This is a genomic window from Allocoleopsis sp., assembly GCF_036703385.1.
Classification (GTDB): domain Bacteria; phylum Cyanobacteriota; class Cyanobacteriia; order Cyanobacteriales; family Coleofasciculaceae; genus Allocoleopsis.
On sequence record NZ_DATNPA010000365.1, the window covers coordinates 1 to 2,477 of the forward strand.

2 protein-coding genes are annotated in these 2,477 nt (G+C 41.3%); both read right to left on the reverse strand.

Features of this window, described 5'->3' with window-relative positions; genetic code table 11:
* Positions 1-1,172 (reverse strand): ABC transporter ATP-binding protein (locus tag V6C93_RS18110; protein WP_349262754.1); only part of this gene is annotated, 1,172 nt, incomplete at its 3' end.
* Between the two features lie 75 nt (positions 1,173-1,247).
* On the reverse strand, positions 1,248-2,072 hold the full coding sequence (locus V6C93_RS18115; RefSeq protein WP_333478072.1) for an ABC transporter permease: 825 nt from the start codon (positions 2,070-2,072) through the stop codon (positions 1,248-1,250).
* Positions 2,073-2,477 lie beyond the last annotated feature (405 nt).

Below are 2,477 nucleotides of genomic sequence, written 5' to 3' on the forward strand. Positions count from 1 at the left end.
TGGAGATCGTGATATTGAATTCCAGGCTCATGAGCCTGAACCGATATCATGTATGAGCCTGGCATCAAGAACATACCTGGAATTTGGATAGAAACTTGATACTCCCCAGCTTGGCGGATGCTCGAACTTGTAGGGGAGCAATCTGATTGATGGGTCATAAAAATTGTTCTCCCTTCATCAGTCTCGATCCGCACTGTAAGCTCTACATTCTGGACTGGATGCGTTACTTCATAATCTAAAATTATGTAAAAGGGATAACGAGCATCTAGTTCTGATGATATCAATCCATCAGGATCGGTAATAGTAACTCTTTTAAAAAAAACTTTTTTAAAGTTTTTTAGTTCTGAATCATTGTTAATTAGCTGGATTTGACCACTCCTATCAATGTTCTCTGTCAAATACTTAGAAACAATTGAATTAGTATCACCTATTTGATCAATTTTACCAGCTCTCAAGTAAATGCCTTTTGTACAAAGTTGAGTTACAGTAGGCATATTATGGCTTACGAACAAAACCGTTCGCCCTTCTTTCCCAACATCCTCCATCTTTCCTAAACACTTCTTCTGAAACTGTATATCTCCCACAGCTAACACTTCATCTACAATCAATATTTCTGGCTCTAGATGAGCAGCAACCGCAAAAGCAAGGCGTACATACATTCCTGAAGAATAACGTTTCACAGGAGTATCTAAAAATTTATCTACCTCAGCGAACGCCACAATTTCATCAAACTTTCGGTTAATTTCAACTTTACTCATGCCTAATATGGCACCGTTAAGATAGATATTTTCTCTGCCCGTAAGCTCTTGATGAAAACCTGTTCCGACTTCCAACAGACTCGCCACTCGCCCTCTAATAGAAATCCGCCCTTTAGTCGGCTCAGTAATGCGGCTTAAAATCTTTAATAGGGTCGATTTTCCTGCCCCGTTACGACCAATAATTCCAACCCGATCGCCCTGCTTAATCTCAAAGGACACATCTTTCAATGCCCAGAACTCTTCCTTAGCCGGACTAAGCATTTCCCTACCCTGAGGATTGAGTAATGTTTGGCGGCAAAACTTAGCTCCACTAGTTATTAGATCCCGCAGAGTTTTGTTACGAGTACTCCCCTCTTGGTGACCGATAATGAACTGCTTACCTAAGTTCTCGACCCGAATTACTGTGTCAGACATACTTCAGAAGAGTTCTCCGCTGCTACTACAAAGCTGTTGCCTAGTCTCTCAATTCAAGTTATGAAATTACCAACACTAAATAACGTCAGCAAATCTACGTTCCGTCTTGCGAAAGTACCAAATGCCACTAATCAACAACAAAGCGACTATCCCCAGAGATAGCATGAATCCTGACCAGTATATTTTTGACGTTCCCCCCAAAATTGCCCAGCGGAAGCCATCAATCACCCCCACCATCGGGTTAAGAGAATAGAGCAAGCGCCACTGTTCTGGGACAATACTGCTACTAAAACCAACCGGCGAGATATAGAGACCAAACTGCACAATAAACGGCACAATGTAGCGAAAATCTCGGTATTCCACATTCAGCGCCGATAACCACAAACCCGCTCCTATGGATGCTGCAAAAGCTATAGCAATAAACAGCGGTAATGTCAGAATGCGCCAGCTAGGTACAAAGTCATACCAAGCCATCAACCCCAGCAAAATCATCCCCGAAACCATAAAATCCACAAAACTGACAATCACTGCACTGGCTGGCACAATCAAGCGGGGAAAGTAAACCTTAGAAACCAAATTGGCATTGTTAATCAAACTATTGCTACATTCCGCCAGCGCACTGGAAAAAAATTGCCAAGGTAGCATCGCCGCAAACACAAGAATTGGGTAGGGCGCACCTTCTGAAGGAAGCTTAGCTAAATTGCCAAACACCACAGTAAAGACAACCATTGTTAGAAAAGGTCGAATCAACGCCCAGGCCAGACCAATTACTGTCTGTTTGTAGCGTACTATAATGTCACGCCAAGCCAAGAAGTAAAACAACTCCCGGTAAGTCCATAAGTCTTTCCAATATTGTCTCTCTGCACGACCTGCCTCAATAATTAGTTCTTGCTGATGCATCTGCTTTCCTGTAATCGGCTGACTAAAAATTTGAATCAAAGAAATAACTATATTTGCTTTGTTAGGACATGAGGAGACAAAGAGCTTAGACCTGGATTTCTCGGAAAAAAAGCGAGTTCAACCGCCAATAGTTATATAGATTAGGGTTTCGACCCGATAAGCAGTCAACTATTTATTTTTAATAAATATAATACCAATTTTGGAGGATGTGTATAGATTTTTTTTGATCTTCACCTAAAATTTATAATCGCCGAGCAAACTCATGCGAATCTAAAAGCCGCTAAATTACTTCCTCCATAAAGATTTCCCAAATCGGAAAAGAAGCGCTGAATCTAGCACAAGCTTCACCGCGACTAATTATTGATAAATATTTCAATGATCAGTTCGGTTTAGCCTCGATTGGAG

Coding starts and splice junctions, on each gene's coding strand:
- V6C93_RS18115 (WP_333478072.1), bottom strand. CDS start 2,072: ATGCATCAGCAAGAACTAATTATTGAGGCAGGTCGTGCAGAGAGACAA.